The organism is Flagellimonas oceani (assembly GCF_011068285.1).
Classification (GTDB): Bacteria; Bacteroidota; Bacteroidia; order Flavobacteriales; family Flavobacteriaceae; genus Flagellimonas; species Flagellimonas oceani.
Window position 1 is genome coordinate 1082166 of record NZ_CP049616.1, and the last position, 15336, is coordinate 1097501.

18 protein-coding genes are annotated in these 15336 nt (G+C 39.3%); 15 read left to right on the forward strand and 3 right to left on the reverse strand.

Going from position 1 to position 15336, the window contains the following annotated elements; translation table 11 throughout:
* Positions 1-234 precede the first annotated feature (234 nt).
* From GVT53_RS05015 to GVT53_RS05055, 9 genes are all read left to right on the forward strand, one after another.
* A complete protein-coding gene (locus GVT53_RS05015; RefSeq protein WP_166247718.1) occupies positions 235-843 on the forward strand; it encodes a recombinase family protein in 609 nt (202 codons plus the stop codon).
* An 83-nt stretch (positions 844-926) separates the two neighbouring features.
* A complete protein-coding gene (locus tag GVT53_RS05020) occupies positions 927-2399 on the forward strand; it encodes a hypothetical protein (RefSeq protein WP_166247719.1) in 1473 nt (490 codons plus the stop codon).
* 91 nt (positions 2400-2490) lie between these two features.
* Positions 2491-3195, forward strand: a complete 705-nt coding sequence (locus GVT53_RS05025) for a hypothetical protein (protein ID WP_166247720.1) — start codon at positions 2491-2493, stop codon at positions 3193-3195.
* A gap of 33 nt (positions 3196-3228) precedes the next feature.
* Positions 3229-3498, forward strand: coding sequence for a hypothetical protein (locus tag GVT53_RS05030; RefSeq protein ID WP_166247721.1), 270 nt, complete (start codon positions 3229-3231; stop codon positions 3496-3498).
* Positions 3499-3636: 138 nt separating this feature from the next.
* The gene (locus tag GVT53_RS05035; RefSeq protein WP_166247722.1) at positions 3637-4512 is read left to right on the forward strand and encodes a carboxypeptidase-like regulatory domain-containing protein; all 876 of its coding nucleotides are present in this window, start codon (positions 3637-3639) and stop codon (positions 4510-4512) included.
* A gap of 327 nt (positions 4513-4839) precedes the next feature.
* Complete coding sequence (locus tag GVT53_RS05040) at positions 4840-5259, forward strand: hypothetical protein (protein ID WP_166247723.1); 420 nt, start codon at positions 4840-4842, stop codon at positions 5257-5259.
* Positions 5260-5737: 478 nt separating this feature from the next.
* Positions 5738-6190 carry an META domain-containing protein gene (locus GVT53_RS05045; protein WP_166247724.1) on the forward strand — a complete coding sequence of 151 codons (453 nt, stop codon included), beginning with the start codon at positions 5738-5740 and terminating at the stop codon, positions 6188-6190.
* A 55-nt stretch (positions 6191-6245) separates the two neighbouring features.
* Entirely contained in the window at positions 6246-8237 is a 1992-nt protein-coding gene (locus GVT53_RS05050) for a T9SS type A sorting domain-containing protein (RefSeq protein WP_166247725.1), read from the forward strand.
* 596 nt (positions 8238-8833) lie between these two features.
* Positions 8834-10051, forward strand: coding sequence for a site-specific integrase (locus GVT53_RS05055; protein WP_166247726.1), 1218 nt, complete (start codon positions 8834-8836; stop codon positions 10049-10051).
* On the opposite strand, the gene GVT53_RS05060 is transcribed toward GVT53_RS05055, so the two are convergent.
* Positions 10048-10194, reverse strand: a complete 147-nt coding sequence (locus GVT53_RS05060) for a hypothetical protein (protein WP_166247727.1) — start codon at positions 10192-10194, stop codon at positions 10048-10050. The genes GVT53_RS05055 and GVT53_RS05060 overlap by 4 nt on opposite strands.
* A 226-nt stretch (positions 10195-10420) precedes the next feature.
* On the opposite strand from GVT53_RS05060, the gene GVT53_RS05065 reads away from it, so the two are divergent.
* The gene (locus tag GVT53_RS05065; RefSeq protein ID WP_166247728.1) at positions 10421-11032 is read left to right on the forward strand and encodes a glutaredoxin; all 612 of its coding nucleotides are present in this window, start codon (positions 10421-10423) and stop codon (positions 11030-11032) included.
* 34 nt (positions 11033-11066) lie between these two features.
* Here the strand turns inward: GVT53_RS05065 and GVT53_RS05070 are convergent, their stop codons facing one another.
* Positions 11067-12179: a hypothetical protein gene (locus tag GVT53_RS05070; protein WP_166247729.1), complete on the reverse strand. Its 1113-nt coding sequence runs from the start codon at positions 12177-12179 to the stop codon at positions 11067-11069.
* A 33-nt stretch (positions 12180-12212) separates the two neighbouring features.
* Positions 12213-12920 carry a hypothetical protein gene (locus GVT53_RS05075; RefSeq protein WP_166247730.1) on the reverse strand — a complete coding sequence of 236 codons (708 nt, stop codon included), beginning with the start codon at positions 12918-12920 and terminating at the stop codon, positions 12213-12215.
* Between the two features lie 265 nt (positions 12921-13185).
* Here GVT53_RS05075 and GVT53_RS05080 point away from each other — a divergent pair, with 265 nt between their 5' ends.
* The 5 genes from GVT53_RS05080 to GVT53_RS05100 all read left to right on the forward strand — a co-directional run bounded on the left by GVT53_RS05080 (position 13186) and on the right by GVT53_RS05100 (position 15288).
* Positions 13186-13335: a hypothetical protein gene (locus GVT53_RS05080; protein ID WP_166247731.1), complete on the forward strand. Its 150-nt coding sequence runs from the start codon at positions 13186-13188 to the stop codon at positions 13333-13335.
* Positions 13332-13787, forward strand: coding sequence for a site-specific integrase (locus GVT53_RS05085; RefSeq protein WP_166247732.1), 456 nt, complete (start codon positions 13332-13334; stop codon positions 13785-13787). Before GVT53_RS05080 ends, GVT53_RS05085 begins: the two co-directional genes overlap by 4 nt.
* A 60-nt stretch (positions 13788-13847) precedes the next feature.
* Entirely contained in the window at positions 13848-14081 is a 234-nt protein-coding gene (locus GVT53_RS05090) for a site-specific integrase (RefSeq protein ID WP_240905215.1), read from the forward strand.
* Between the two features lie 67 nt (positions 14082-14148).
* Entirely contained in the window at positions 14149-14448 is a 300-nt protein-coding gene (locus GVT53_RS05095; protein ID WP_166247733.1) for a hypothetical protein, read from the forward strand.
* Positions 14449-14790: 342 nt separating this feature from the next.
* Positions 14791-15288: a hypothetical protein gene (locus GVT53_RS05100; RefSeq protein WP_166247734.1), complete on the forward strand. Its 498-nt coding sequence runs from the start codon at positions 14791-14793 to the stop codon at positions 15286-15288.
* The last annotated feature ends 48 nt before the right edge of the window (positions 15289-15336 follow it).

Below are 15336 nucleotides of genomic sequence, written 5' to 3' on the forward strand. Positions count from 1 at the left end.
GGATTAATGGATAAAATTGCCTTGCTCAGTAAGGTTAGTTTGGCAAGATTTGGGGCTTGCAGCACTCCACTTCGTTGCGCTCGCTTTGATATCGATATTAGATTAATAATGGTGGTTTTTAAGGCACCGTTTTATTGAACTTTCATTGTTAAACGAGCCCACTGGTTTGTTAAAGTTCATTTCCCCGTACTAAATAAATAGTTTACATTCTACCGTTTATTTAAACTTTCGGTTATGGTTTTTGGATATGCACGGGTGAGTACGATGGAACAAAGTTTGGACCTACAATTGGATGCACTCCTCAAGGAAGGGATTCCACAAAAGAACATTTACACGGACAAGGTATCAAGTACCAAGGAAGTACGGAAGAGTTTGAGCAAACTTTTAAAATATGTAAGGGACGGAGATACTATTGTGGTCTGGAAACTTGATCGGTTGGCAAGGAGCCTGATTCATTTTACCAATCTAATGACAAAGTTAAAAGGAAAGGGCGTTCGTTTCAGGAGTATTACCGAACCTTTCATAGATACTACGGAGAAGTCTTCACATTCGGAGTTTATCATCAACATATTTGCCGCATTGGCACAATTGGAAAGGGACATCATTATTGAACGGACCAAAGCAGGCTTGGAATCAGCAAGGAGAAGAGGAAAGATATTAGGTGCACCAAGGGGATTAAGTAAGAAAAATCAACAAAAAGCTGTACTTTGTGAGGAGTATTTCAATGACGGGGTGTTGACCGTTACAGAGATATGTGAACGATTGAACATTTCAAGAGCCACCTATTACAAGTATTTACGGCATAGGGGACTTTCAGGAAAGTTGAGATCATATAAAAGATGAATCAATACATCGAATTTATTCCTGTTTGATGGTATATTGAAGTATTTTACCTTCTTATATACAAGTTGGCACAAATACAAAAAATGAGAAACTGGACGATAATATTATTTCTGTTATTGACACTGACCATTTACGGGCAGACAAAGTTTGATAAGTCCAAAATTTCAAAAGAGACAAATAAAATTGCCCAAGACATTGAAGAAATAAACATGGTTATGAGCAGTGCCGTAGGTTTTGCAGGGGTGCGACCCGAACAGTACGACAATTTCATGAAGCTTAAATCAATGGCCACTTCAGACGAATTAAAGGAATTGACAAGTCATCCAAATCCGACAGTTCGTTCCTATGCATTTTGGGCATTATCGTATGACCATTCCGTTGACCCGTATCCAATTGTGCTTAACCACATAAACGACAGTAAATTCGTAAATACACAGTTCGGCTGCATTGTCAGTGGAGAATCTGTCGGAGACTTTTTCATCAATGTCGTTACCCTAGGGCGCATTGACCTTGACTCCAAAAAACTTGACTCTGTCCAGTTCGCAACTCTTGACAGTATTCTCATTTACACTCCAAATAACCTGAGTGCCAAATCAGCAGCAATCAACAGAGCAGAGCCTACCGAAAGTCTGTACCCTAAAATCAGAGAATTGGTTGTCAAGGAAAATGACCAAACGGCTTTGGTGACATTGGCCAAATACCAAAAGGAGCAGGATATTGAACTGATTCAAAATAATAAGACGAAAAGCAAATTTGACGAAGGAGGTTTCTTCTATACATATAAAGCAATAAGCCAATTCCCTCATTCTGACTTTTTTCCACTTCTTGAAAAGAATCTTGAAAAGACACTTGACAATACGCACTTTAGTACCGAGTGGCGAGAACTATATAAGGCAATTGCTAGCTACAAGAATGACAAAGCAAAAGAGTTACTTCTCGTACCATTTACCCAAGTTAAGCACAACAATATCAGAAAGTATCACATCGACTTTGTTTTTAGTGCACTCCGAGAATTCAAAGACCCAATCTATGAGGACTTGTTCTGGAAACTTTGGACTGAGGAAAAAAGAATAAACCCTGACGTTTTTAAGTATTTATCAAGCACAAATCCAGAAAAGACATTTGAGCTGACAAAAGAAAGCCTGAAAAACACTGACGGACTTTATAGTGCGAATATCAGTCTGAACTTTAATGATTTTGACGCATCTGAAAACCTTACATCGACAATGCTTGACCTTGCCTTAAAACAAGATAAGGAATTTGGATTTGAAGTAATAAGAAAGAATATTGAAGAAGCAAACGTGAATCTATTTCCAATTTTTGCAGACAAAACTGCTGAACTCAAGGATAAATCATTCATTGAACCACTCTTTGACCGACTTGAAACAGAGTGGAATGCTCACATTTATCTCAAAGCGGCCCAAGCTCTTATTGCTTATGAAGATTCTGATGTTAATCAAAGAATACTAAAAACTGTAAAGAAAAACAAGAATTTAAGGAAAGACTGGGGAGGTGATGCTCTTGATAAACTTATGAAAGACAATAACATAAAATGAAAGTAATTGCGCCTACACTGTATATAGCACGTACCTTTCGGGAAACGTACCATACGCACGACTGTTGCCAAAGTTCAAGTAAACGATTCCAATGAGAATTAAGCTTACTTCAGTTTTTACCTTATCAATCCTCACATTTTTTTTATGGAATTGTAATGGAGAAAAGGTCTCATCAAAAGAATTTGAACAGGCTGTCTTCTATGAAATATTTCCTTCTATTATTGATTCGATTTACTTCGATAAACGCTTAACTCCACCGCCACCTCCACCACCATCCTATATTGATTCAAACGGAACGGAAATTAAATTTGATTCTCTTCAATATAAAAAGGCAATAGAGAATTGGAAAATCAGAAAAGAGGAAATTCAAAAGGACACCTCCGCTGTCTATATTGTTGTTTCGGATTCTTTAAGTGACTATGATAGAGAAGATTTCTATGAACTAATAAATCATTTTAAACCACATAAAATAGTTCTGGATTCAAGAAACATAGAATTAGATGATCGGTTCAAAATTGATTTAAGCAAGTTAAATGCAAACAAGAAAAAGCTAAAATTCAAGTATAGTTCTGAATTTCCGCCAGGATCTGAAATCTGGAGAACTGATTATGACTACTATATAGCTTTTACCATAAGTTTTAGCCCAATATTATTTGATGAGAAAAATGAATATGGCGTTCTTAGTGGTGGCTATACTAGGGGAAGGTTAAATGGAAGTGGGTTTAGAATTTTCATCAAAAGAAATGATGTCGGTGGATGGGTAATCGATGAGATTGTTGGAACCTGGATTTCATGATAAAAACAAAATTAAAGTTCAAATAAACGATAGATGGATCTTGAAGCAATATTTTGGGGATATCTTCCGATAATAATCGCACTGATTGAAATTTATATTTCAATTAAACTTAGCATCAAGAACGGAACTTTTTTTCAATGGACTTTTACAGTGTTGATTTGTGGGTTAAATGTTTTAGCAATATATATTCTAGCAAGAATTTTACTAGGTGCTTGGCCTACTTATATGCCACATTTTGCCATATTGATTTCTACCGTTTTTTTGGGAGGCCAATATTCAACCAATAATTATAAGTTCAAATAAACGATTGCTCTTACTCATCCAAAATAACCTTACACTGATTTTGACTTTGATTTAGAGGATGCAAACAATATTTTGGATTCCAATAAAAGATGATAAATACATCTCTATAAACAAGTTGTGCAGTAATCACCAAAAAAAATGAATAGAAAGCATCTGATATTCGCCTTGTTTTTAGTTCCAATTTTGAGTTGGAGTCAATTCAAAGTATCTGGGGTTGTAATATCTAAAACCGATAATGATTCAATCCCTGGTGTAATCGTAAAAGAAAAGGGCACTGAAAATGGAGCTCAAACAGACTTCGACGGTCAATTTTCGATTGAAGTTTCAGACCCTAATGCAATCTTGGTTTTTTCATTTGTTGGAATGGTAACCAAAGAATATAGCCTTAAAGGAGAAAATAAAATTATAGTAACAACGAAATGGGATTGCAACAAAGATTTTTTTGATTCAAACAGGATTAGAATTTATGGGCAGTCTGGACTAATAAACAATCCAATTGGTGGACAAATTGATATTGCCTCCCCATACATTTATTTTGGAGGGGTATTGGAAGCCAGTTATAGCTATCAGACAAATTCGAAAGAAAATGTTTTCCAAGAAGGTAGCTTAGAGTTCAAACATTCAATATCAAATTGTGAATTTGATATTGATTTCAGGGCTAGCTACCGAGATTTTAAATTTGACAATGAACTTAAGAACAACACCTATTCTTTTGAAACGGATTTTAATCTTTCAAGAATCAGTTTTATAGCGGGTTATAGTCATCTAGAAATTAATAATATAGGTAATTCAAGAAATTATAAATCTTCAGGTTTGTTAATTGGATTTGGAACTTCATTTGGAAGACCTCTATATCCAGAATTAGTAAGCAAAATCTCGATTTATAAAGATAATATTGAGTATCAAGGTAAAATTCAAGGAAGTTTTAAACGATTTTTGATATTCCTGAAATATTATAAATTAAGCTCATTTCAAGAGTTAAGTCTGGGAATCGGTTATAATCTATTTTATTAATTCATTTAACTAAGTTCAAATAAACGATGAAGTACTTGGACGATCATAACATCCGAAAGCTTAGTAAAATTATCTATCAAACCAATGTTATGCCGTCTGGGAAAAATGATTCATTCGTAAGGTTAAGTGAGCACCTTCTTAGACAATTACAAAATGATTGTGATTTGGCTAAGGTTAATAGGATTATTACAAGTGAATTAATTAGCACCTATGGATTAGATGTGACTGAATCTCAAAGCAGAGATATTTCTGAAGTAGTATATTCATGGTTTCATGAATGAAAAAGTTCAAATAAACGATGAGCAAATCCAATAAATCCAACTTTTAATGTCTGACAAGAAAATCTATAGATATACCAATGTAGAGTTATTAAATGTGATTAAAAACAGTCAGAATAAAGCTTTAGTGGTTAATGCTCAGGCGGAATTGGAGAAAAGGAAATTAACGGATGAGGAGCTTCAAACTACAGAATCAGAATATTTGAAGTATCTTGAATTTAAAGAAAATCGAAAGGATGAATCCTTAACAAGAGAAGAGTGGTTGTCATTTTTCATATTACCGTTTATCACTCCAAGGCCAAAATGGCGAAATGATCATTATACGGATTCAGAATATCAGCGATTTGAGAAATACGGATTTGATAAAAAGGCAAAACAAGCTTCCGAAGTTCAGACACTAGGAATTTTGTTTTGGTTTGTTCTCTTCATTGTCTGTTTGGTAGTGGCTGGATATATGAATCTATTATAAAGTTCAAATAAACGATGAAAGCAAAGTGTAAGCTTTCCTTTATATTTTCTGAAATAGAATCTTATTAAAAATATCACTTAATCAAGTGTTCTTCGTCATTAAAAACTCTATAATCTATTTCTATATTTTTTATGGTAGATCCATAAAGTATCAAATGGTCTCATTTGATGGTCTTAAAGTTTTCATTCTTGTTTACAATTTCAATATCACTGAACACTCTTGAAAGAATTGTATGCTCGGTCTTTTCAATTATATACCATTCTACCGAAAGTGCGCTGAAGCATCGGAATTTACTTTACCGGTTAATTTTAAAAGAAAAAGCCGAAATTCTTTCAGACATCACGTCTAAGAGGGTAAGATACCTTATTCCCTAAACTCAGAATTTAGAATCTACAATTTTGATAACAATTATTTCACCTACATAAAACCCAGAATATTCGCTAAAAAAATAACTTTAAATTATCAAATATTCAGCGACATGCGATTTTATAACACTTTATTTTTTTTCATTCTTTTCCTCTTATTCTCTTGTGGGGATGATGATGGTAACTCTAATCTAAATTTGCAATCTAAATTGATAGATAGATGGGAATTAATTCGCTTCCAAAATTCTGATGGCACTAACATTGTTGAACCACAGACAGGAGAGACTCCCATTATCCTCAATTTTTTGGAGAATTTGGATTTTCATGCGACTACAACGAGCAATGAAATCAATGGGAACTTCACTACTGAACAAGAGAAATTGATCATTACAAATTTTGCCACGACATTGGTTAGCGAAACAGATTGGGGGATTATGTTCTATGAAGCTCTGGAAGCGGCGAGAGACCCAAATAGTCTGGAAATCATCATGGAATTTTCAGTTTCGTCTGAAACCTTGAGACTAAGTTACAATGAAAATAAGGATATGGTTTTAATCCGTAGATAATAAATTCAATTTGTGTCCCCCAAAAAACCTTTAATTAACTTAAAACACGTTAGCCATGAGATTATTTACCTTAGCATTCCTGTTTTGTTATTCTACACTTAGTTTTGGACAAGACATTTTCAAACCCTATTCTGATATTTATAAATTAGACGATGACGTTGAAAAGCACTCTAAAGTTGTATTCTTTTCAAAAACAATTTCACAAACCCTAAGTGATGATAAACTAGATTCTCGTCTAGAGTATGTTGACCGTTACGCTGTAACGCAAACATTAAACTATTCGCCAAGTAACTCAGGTGTTTGGACCACTTTAAAAAATGGGGCTAAAATTTGGCGCATAAAATTAAAAAGTCCAGGCGCTAAATTTTTAAATATAGTTTTTGGTAAATTCCACATACCTCCTGGTGGACTAATCCATATATACAATAATGACAGATCAGAAATGCTTGGAGGATTTACAGAGGCTAATAATCAAGGAGATTTTGATAGCCCGGGAAGTTATGCAAGTGGAATAATCAGTGATGACGAAGTTATTTTGGAGTATTTTCAATCCAAAGGAGTGAAAGGTGAAATTATTATAGAAATATCAGAGATAAATCATGGAATAAAGGCGGTAAATATTAAAAAAGAGCTTGAACTCGCTAAGGCAAGTGCAACTGATGTTACCAACCGTGACCCTAACTTGAATACCTCAGGGCCTTGCCAAGTCAATATCAATTGCTCAGAAGGAAATAACTGGCAAAATGAAAAGCAAGGAGTTGCAGTTTTTTTCAATGGTATAACATTTTGTACTGGGAGTCTTGTCAATAACACATCACAAAATGGAATACCCTATTTTCTGACAGCAGACCATTGTCTGGGAAACAAGGACGCAGTAAGTAACCCCAATGCCTCGGGTTGGATATTTTATTGGAACTATGAACAACCGGGATGTGCCAATAGCCCCATCCAACCAACACTTCAATCAACCTTTGGGGCCACCTTAGTGGCTAATGATGACAATTCAGATAATTTGAACACCGATTTTGGATTGCTGCGGCTTTCTGAATCGCCCGCTCAAAAAGGGTTTAATACTTATTTCAATGGATGGGACAGAACACAAAATCCTCCCGCAGGGGGAGTGGTGATTCACCACCCACGTGTAGATGTGAAAAAAATAGCGACATATACCGTGACTCCTATTCCTAGTCAAATAGGTTATGCGCCGGCAAACTGGGATGTTTCCTGGATTGGCACCACTAATGGATATTCTGTGGTTCAGCCGGGCTCTTCGGGATCTCCATTGATATCAGCAAACAAAAGGATTTTGGGCGTGCTTTCTTCTAGCACAACAACAAATTGCACCAATCCCCAGAGTCAAATTGCAAAGTTTGGAAGGTTTAGCTCCATGTGGGACAACCCATATTCCATAAGGCGTCGGGTAAGGGATTACCTGGATCCCACTGGCACAAATAAGAGTTATATGTCAGGAAGGAGGTTTTACCCCGAAGATGTGGATTTAGTTATCAATTATCTCGAGTCGGATTTTGAAATGTATATTTCAGCCTCTGTCATTGGTGGTAGTTCCCCCTACAAATGGTATGTCAATAGCACACTTATTGCAACCACTACAAATCCATCCTTTTCTTACAGGTATAGATGTCAAGGAGGAAACTCAATAATTTCAGTTGTTAGTAGCGGAGGAGGATCCGACTCCAAAAGTTATTATGAAGATTGTAGTGGTGGAGGTGGGCATAAGAGCGTTGTTTATCCAAATCCAAGTACATCGGAAATTACAATAAATAATTCTGAGTCTGGAAAAGATGACCTAACTTTTATTCCTAAAAAGTCAAAAAAATATGAAAATTCAAATTTTGACAATATCCAATACAATAATGCAAATGTTAAAGTTTTTAGTCAAACGGGAAAACTAGTTATTGACGAAAAAATCCGTGGTAGTACTTCTGAAATTAAAATCAATGTTTCTAATCTACGTAGTGGGATATACTTCTTGAAAATTACGGATGATAATGGAAAAGACGAACAACATCAAATATTAGTCAAATGAGTATGGTTTTCTGTACTTATTATAGTTTGTTGCATGTCGAATTTTGAAATAGATAAAGAGAGAAACATGTATGAAAAACTTTAGAACTATATATGTTTCCTCTTTTTTCTGATCATATTTGTCTTTGATTCATTCCAAATCCAACGATAATTGACAGTTCTTCAAGACTGTTGTGCCAAATCTAGGTACTATGCTTAACTAAATTAATATTAAATGGTTAGTTTTGCGTCATACGAAGTTAGATTACAATACGTGGTCTGTAATTCGGTTAGTTACAAAGCATAAGCAAGGTAAAACTCAATAAACATAAGGGTTGGCGGATGGGGTTCGAATCCTATCGCGATCACATCATACTTCAATATGAGTCCAAAAAGCCCTAGTTATCAATGATTTAGGGCTTTTTTATTTTCATTGCCCCTATTTGGTCCCAAACGCAAACAAAGGGATTGGTGAGCAATCCGGTGTACAATCCGGTGTACACTTTTTGGCATTGCCAAATCCGCAAAAAGTGTGTCGATACAGTGTTAAAAAACTGAATATCAGTTTTTAGTGCAGCAATAAAAACAACATTGAAGTCGAAACAAAGGCAGAAAACCATGAAAAAATCGTTCTCCATCCTGTTCTACATCAGGAAAAGCAGGTCCAATAGCGATGAAAGAGCCACCATTCATCTCCGAATTACTGTAGGTGCGAAGCGAGCTGAAATGAGTGTCCAACGAAAGGTAAATCCCAACCAATGGAACCCAAACGCGGGCAAGGTAAAGGGAAGCGGTCAGTTGGCAATGGAGACCAATAGGTACCTAGAAGAGATTCGGCACAAGCTGTTCGAGATCCACGGCAAACTGACCACCAAGGGGAAACCCTTTTCCGCCGAGACCATCAGAAATGAATTTTCGGGAAAGGGAAAGCGGCAAAAAATGCTCCTAGTCCTGTACCAAGAGCACAACGATGAGATTCTCGAACTGGTCGGAAAGGAATATTCCATGGGGAGATACTACCAACATAACAGGACCAAGGAGCATTTGCGAAAGTTCATACAAAAGGAATACGACGAACAGGACATCCCGATGAAAAAGGTCGATTTGGCATTCATCCATAGGTTCGAGCACCATCTGAAGGTCACCAAGGCAGGGGGAAGGAACACGATTACAAAATATATCACCAATTTCAAAAAGATTGTCCGTATCGCCTATGCCCACAATTGGATCAACAAGGACCCCTTTTTTCACTGGAAGGCCAAATGGAAGCCCACCGAACGTGAAGTCCTGACAGAACCTGAACTCAATGCCCTTAAGGAAAAAGAGTTCAAGAACAAAAAACTGGATCGGGTCAGAGACATATTCCTGTTCTGTTGTTTTACTGGGCTATCCTATGCCGATGTCAAGAAACTCTCATCCCTTGATATTGTATTGGATATTCGCGGACAACAATGGATCAAGACCCAAAGGAAAAAGACCAAGACCAAGAGTAGTGTACCACTACTTCCCATACCGTTACAGATTATGGAAAAATACGGGGAATTCCATGCCAGATCCAAGGACAACCTGATATTGCCCGTAATGAGCAACCAAAAGTTAAACGAATACCTGACTGACATCGCCGAACAGTGCGGCATCAACAAAAGGATCACTTTCCATCTATCGCGGCATACCTTCGCCACCACTGTGACCCTGGCCAACGGCGTGCCCATAGAATCCGTAAGCAAGATGTTGGGCCACACCAGTATAAAGACCACCCAGATCTATGCCAAGGTCGTAGATAGGAAACTGGTGGAGGACATGGATGTGGTCTTGTCCAAGTACAGGATTTGCTAGTGGGCCGTCAATTCGGTCCCATATCTTGCCCCCTTGGGCAGATGATGGGGAAGAGACCCGGATAGCCCCGTTCGGGAATGGGGTTCGGTCAAGCCCCCGAAGGTATACGAGTGAATCTTTAGAAGCATGGTGGGGTACGCCATAATAGCAAATTGGCCATATCGCACTAAACGAAGGCAAGGCAGTAATATATCCGATTTTCACCGGATAATTTTCCATCTGAAAATGCGTGATATACATGTCAGATCAGATGCACGGGAAAATATCCTTTACATTATGGTAAACTTGAGGCATTTGTTTTTTTAATAATTTACTCCAGTGCTTTATCAAGCAACAAATTTGTGTCAACCTTATTGAAACCAATCCGATATGAAAACCTTTTTTGTCCATTTTGTATTTCTTATGTCCGCTCTTTTGTCCTACTCACAACAGATGGCCGTGGAGATTCTTGAAGAGGAAACCGCGGACCATGTGGTTTTCAAGGCGAAAAATACTTTGGATGAACCTGTTGAGATTACATTTGAACTCAGTGAGATCAGGGGATTGGAATATGATGGGCAACCCATCGTAAAGCTAGTGGAGCCTCAAAAGACCTTATTGGTGGCCGAGCTCAAAAAGATAGGGGGACCTGTAGGTTATGTCTATGGCTACAACCAGGTGCTTATGCCGGCCAAGCTCTACGACCCCGAGGATTTCAAAAAGTTTGAACAGGGCATCGTGGTCTTCAGTAGAGATGGTTGTACACGATGTGCCTATGCGACGGATTATCTGGTACAGAACAAGGTGGACTTTACCCTGCTCAATTTCACCCAACATCCCGAATATGGTGCCTATATGTGGGACAAGCTCAGGGAACAAGGCGTCATCGGCAACCAAGTGGGCACCCCCGTGATCATGGTAAATGGCCGTTTGAGTTATTCCCATGAGAACCTGAAACAGTTTGTCAGGACCTTGAAACAAACCCAACAGGGGGGCAAATAGGCTTGTTGGAATTCCATATTTTTTTCCTTTGGACCTAAAACTCGATCTGACGGATGTCCATGGAGCTTTCATCGCTCCCAATGGGATTGTGGTACAGGGTATTGAGGACGTTCCAGAAGTTACCGTCCACTGCGGGACCATAGCCAAATCCCTCAAAATGTGCTCCCAGTCCAAGGGCATGCCCGGTCTCGTGTACGACCAAGTCCAGATCGATCTCACTTTCACAGGCCGAAGAGCCGATATGTACATATAGTACGGTATTGATACGGCCCGTTGCATCATAGAAGGGATCTTCGACCACACGGTATTTGATCAGGTAGGCATCCCGGTCTTCGTGGCTCCCACTGATCCATGCATTTGCCCCTATGGCCATTCCATCTGAATCAAACAGGGTCTTGTTGTACAGTATGGTACAAATGGCCTTCCCGTTGATGTCCTTGATCAGCTCTTCATCTTCTGCCTTGACACCGATAACCAATCCATTGTCGTCGAAAATAAAAGGGGTATCCTCCAAAATGTTGCCCACAGCATTACCAGCCTCGTCATAGGCCAGGCCCACCATCGGATTGTCATGGCCTATGATGTTTCCTTCATTATCATATTCAAAATATATATTTTCAGACGAGTATTCCGTGTCCTCTCCTTCATAGGGGTAACTGAACGTCCCAACACCTGCAGAAACATGTCCACAATCAGTGGATGGATTTGGCCCGGAAGCGGTCCCCTCGCTAAAGATCAGTCCCCTTGAAACATTTTCATTGGGCGTATTGGAGATGCTCGTCCTATCGAACAAGGTCATTCCCAATTTATCCTCGATGGCGTCCAAGGCATCTGTAGCAAAGGGCACGGCACCAATTTTTACGGGTATCAAACCCTCATTTTCGATATCCCATCTTTTCAGTTTTCCATTGGTCAGCTCAGAAAAAATACACCCGGTTTCGTTGATATCGTCCTGATAATACCAAGGAAAACTGGATGTATCAAGGTTTGTGGTGTTCAAGTTTTCCAAAATACCGGATTCTCCCACAATCTCCGTGTCAAATCCGTTGTCATCATTATTGTCGTTGTCGCCTTCTCCACCTTCATCACAAGAATATAGGCAGAACGTCAATACTGATAGGGTCAAAATAGAAAGGTTGTTTTTCATTGGTTTTAAAAAATATATTGGATTGTTTTTGTTTCATTCCTCAGCGAGATAGGCATCCCCTCCGATAAAGATCATCTTGGGGTTAGGGACAGCCGGATTTCCCTTTGCGCTGATGGCGAAGGAACGCTTTTCCTGTTTGCCATCCGAAAAGTTTAATGTGATGGTATGGTCTTCAATATGGTACGTTCCTGTATGGCCACTTTTTTTCCAAGCAGCTGCATTGGGCGAAAGGGCACCCATGTTTTCCCCTTCCAAAAAGTGTTCGCCATCAATGAACGTAATCTTCGAGATGGTCAGGGTATTCCCATACCCTACATCCGTGGAACAGGTGTTCTTATAGCTCCTGGCCAATTTCAAATTGGTCTGGTAAGGAAAGGCGGGAAACCAGTTCCCGGACCCCAATCCATAATCGTTTGTTTTTCCCTTGTGGTTGGTCAGGTAATAACGGTCTCCTTTCAATTCCCATTTTCCCCAAGCTTTTGGCCGATTACTCTTGGAGACAGTCCTGTTGAGGGATTCAATAGGTTCCATGCCCACTTCCACATAGTCCCCATTTTCAAAAAGGACAAGGGGTTCAAAGGTAATGGACATCGGATATCCGGATATGGCTTTGAAGAACCATTTTTCCTTGGATTGTTGGTATTCCAGTGTATTTGCACTGTACTTCACGGTATAGGCTCCACAGATGACCACTATGATTATCAGATAGGAAAAAAGGGAAACCTTATGGGTGTTGGCCATGATATAAATGTAAAGGTCATTATGTGATTAGAGGTGTAAAATTATTTTTTTGGATGGAGGCTGTTGTAAACTAAAGATTAAATCATCCTATCAGGGACAGAATTTTGGGAGGTCTTGGTGGCATTGGGAATGACATGGACTGCGCCTTTCCTGATCGGACATTGGATTAAGGTTTCCATAATCAGGGCTTAACCATAAGATAAAATGCCAAGAGACAACCCTTTGCCCAAAGTCTCGTTTTTTGGGTAAAAGATAAATGGATATCATGAAAGTAAAGCAATATGGTCCAGTGATGGCCCTTGGGCTGATGCTCCCATGGTTTGCCTGTTCCGACCCCGACGATTCGATGGATCGGGTCCTGTTCCAATGGGAAGGGACCAAGAGCAGTGATCCCTGGGCCACAACGGGGCCATGAAACACATGGAAAGGTTCCAAAAAATGATGGGACTTGCCCATAAGTTCGAATGGGTATCACACAATCCCTTCAAGCGGTATCAATTGAAATTCAGGGCAAAGGAAGCTGCCTTTTTGGAAGAAAGCGAACTTGGAACCCTTGAAAAATTCAGGCTTAGGAACAAAAGGTTAGCACTAACATTGGATATGTTCCTATTTGCCTGCTATACAGGATTAAGTTATATAGAAATCAAACAATTGAAGCCACAGCACATTGTACAGGGAATCGACGGGGAAGATTGGATCAATGTATCCCGTCAAAAGACAAGAGTGCCAGTAAAAGTACTGCTATTAGGGAAAGCACAGGAAATCCTCAAAGCGTATGAAGGAAATCCAAAGGTTGCCCGTTCCGGTGAACTGCTCCCCATTCCCACCAACCAAACCGTAAATAGAGATATAAAGACCTTGGCCTAAAAGGCAGGGATTGATAAGCATCTTACCTTCCATTCCGCACGCCATACCTTTGCAACCACCATTACCCTAACCAACGGAGTGCCGATAGAGACCGTATCAAAACTATTGAGTCACACCAAATTGTCCACCACGAAAAGATATGCCAGGGTCATCGAACAAAAGATCAGTCAAGACATGGCAGCACTTCGTACCAAATTGGATGGCCGCGGAGAAGGCACAGAAGCAAAGGTTATTCCTGAACAGGAAACAAATCCAAAGTCACATTACGTTCCTGTGTTAAAAGTAGTTAGATAGACAAGGGGATGACCATTAATGATAGCTCATTCCCTTATTGGGCATATATTCTTAATTTTATAAGGATATGAAGAATGGGCCAAAAATAGACAAGGATTCTTTTATAAGGGATTGCCACCTAAGTGTACGGACACAAAACGTGCTCTATAACAATTCAAAAGCATTTGGGGTACGACCTATATTTCCCATAACGAACAATGATCTTAAAGTTTCGGATATCGGTAAACTATCGTTACGGGCCATAGGTGATTTTAGGAACTGCGGCAAAAAAACGCTTTTGGAAATTATCGCATTGTGCACAAAGGCAGGAGTAAAATTCAAACAGGAAAAAAACAGCTCGCCCCCGACAACTGACCCGGGTAAATGAATTCGCTTTTCCAGTTACGGGACGGCAGGCTGCCATATGTTGGAAAAACCAATCTTGTAAAGTCAATGTACCCGTCACATGGGATGGATATCTGATGCCGAAACAAAAGGGATAGTGATACCCGTGCAAATAAACCGCCTTCAATTCGATGAAATGAATGGTTTGATCAAGCACGGGAATCCCCAATGCCTGGTCCTAGATGCCTTGGTAATTCCATACCTTTGATCCACTGGTTAAAGATTTTCAGGACAGATTTGCCCACTAAATAGGATGCTCCCAGAGGTAACCAAATCGAGAAAGAAGCAACCTTTATGGCACCTTTCATCTTAAAGAAAAAGACCCATGAGACCCATATTTCTTTTATTACTGACCATTCCAATGTTCCTCGGATGTGATTCTGATAACGATTCCATACCCCCCCCCTTGGCCGCCAACACCTTTACCGCCCAAAAGAACGACGATGCCTGGACAGGGACGATCGACCTACAGCTGACAGCAAACGACACCCTCACGTTTTTGGCGATAGGGGAAGGATTGGACAATGGTATATTGATGGTCAAAATGAAATTCGATGGTGAGGGCGACTATACCTTGAAAAAGGAAAAGGCCCTTTACTATGATACACTCGGTGGTGATGTTATTGTGGACGAATACACGCTACGGGAACCTGAAAAGGCCACATTCAGCATAGATTCCTATAATGAGGCTAATGGGACGGTGACCGGCACTTTTGCCATCGAACTGTTTCCCGAGGCACAGGGCGGAAAGAGCATCGAATATTTTCTGCGAATTACTGAAGGAAGGTTTCGAGGTACTATTGTGCGCAATATGGCCCCATAATAGCCTGAGTGTATGAAAATAAAAAGGGACATGGCCACCATTTATTTG